Genomic DNA, 1,841 nt, shown 5'->3' with positions numbered 1-1,841 from the left:
ACTGAAATTGCAATCAGAAAATTTGTAATCAACCAGTATGGTGAAATTGAAGATCTTGATATTGGAGCAAGAAATATAAATGCCCTCCTGTTCGGTCAGCTTCAGTTATCAGGAGGAAGTGTAGTATTCAGTAAGGGAACACAGAAAGATGAATTCCTTATTGATGTAGGCGGTATTCTCGAATTCTCACAGAACAGCAGTGTACCAGACGGATTAAAAGAGGCATCTTTTGCAATTAATAAATTACAGGTATCGACAAAATCTGGATTGGTAGCTTTTGATGCAGGATTAAATGAAGGCATTCAGTTTGAAGTATTAGGTGGTGTAAAAGTATACGTAAATCAGCTCTTCTTTAGTAATGAAGGATTCCGTGTATCTGCGGGTGCAGGTCTTGATTTCCCTTCTGTTGATTTTGGTAATGTAAGATTTGATGCTTCTATTAGTATGTCGTGGGATGGAAAAATCACAGCCTTTAATGGAGGGCTTGGAGAATTAAATGTTCAGATTGCAGGATTTAAAGGAAGCATAAAAGAACTTTATGTAGGAAAATTTGACAATACAGACAGTGATTTCATGGTTAGCCTTAAAGAATGTAGACTTACCCTTCCTGGAAACTTTGGATCAATGGGAGGTTCTTCATTTGCCTTAAAGAATGCAACCTTTGATCCAAACACAGGTGATTTCAACGGAGAGTTTGAAGTTCCTTCACTTAAGACTGAAATTGCAGGCTTCAAGTTAGTACTTGATGCTCCTACAATCAACTTTAAGGAATTCAAGATCGGCTTCTCAAGAGCATATCTTGAATTACCGGAATTCTTTAATGCAGCGGGAGCAAATGTATCTATCTATGATATTGCAATTACAGCACAGAACGGTTTGACAATTGGAGGTGCAGGCTTTACATTACCTGACTTTACGCTTGGAGAATTCGGATTTAAGAATATCGGTGCTGAATTCAGAATGCAGGATGATACATACTTCATTTCAGGTCACGGAGGAATTATCCTTCCTAATGTCGGAGAAATTGAAGCAGCCCTCTGCTTTACAGAAGTAAGTGAAATTTATCCAATCGGACTTAAACATGCATACTTCAGTTTTGAAGCAGCAACAGGTATTCCTCTCGGAGCTACAGGATTGAATTTAAGCGGAATACGTGGTGGATTAGGTTATGGATATCCTGATGAAGTTCCAGAGAAGTATCAGAATCTTTTTGGAGATAGAGGGCCTCGAGTTCAGCTTGGTCTTACTGTAAAAGACGCTGGTGGTGGAAAACTTGCAAGAATAACTGCTGATGCATGGATTGATATTGAAAAAATTACATGGGTACTGGAAGGAAATGCAACAATCCTTAAAGGTACCTTGAACATTACAGCAGAAGCTGCAGCAATTATTACAAACAACTGCTTTGCAACCGGTATGAGTGTAAATATTAAGTTTGTACGCGGATCAATTGAACTTTACATCTTTGACCAGAACGGAAACCTTAAGTTCTCTGGAGCTGGTGAATGTAAATTTGGAATGCCAAAAGGTGAACTTTATGATGGCTGGTTAATCAGTATTCCACCATGTGATATATGGCTCGGCGGCTTTGGTGTAATGTTCGGAGACTTTACAAACGGAAAACGAGGATTCTTAGGTTACATTGATATTGAGTTCTGCGGATTCAACTGGGGAAGAATCGGAGCCTTTGTAGGTACTGGCGGACTTGATCTTAGAGTATCAAGTTATGATATCTGTCGTCCGGAGGGAATCAGTTTCAAGTCTATGAACAGATCTGTCCGTGGACCAGTTGTAAATAATCTTGATATTGCAAGTGCAAAATATACAAATGCAGTGCTTGA

The 1,841-nt window shown here is 39.0% G+C and carries 1 pseudogene; it reads left to right on the top strand.

From position 1 onward, the window contains the following. Positions 1–1,841 (top strand): annotated as a pseudogene (locus tag BMY21_RS15910) (OmpL47-type beta-barrel domain-containing protein); the annotation flags it as partial.

This window comes from Treponema bryantii, from assembly GCF_900111035.1.
GTDB classification, from domain to species: domain Bacteria; phylum Spirochaetota; class Spirochaetia; order Treponematales; family Treponemataceae; genus Treponema_D; species Treponema_D bryantii_C.
Note: the sequence above shows the minus strand (reverse complement) of the source record. Positions and strands in the feature narration are given on the sequence as shown.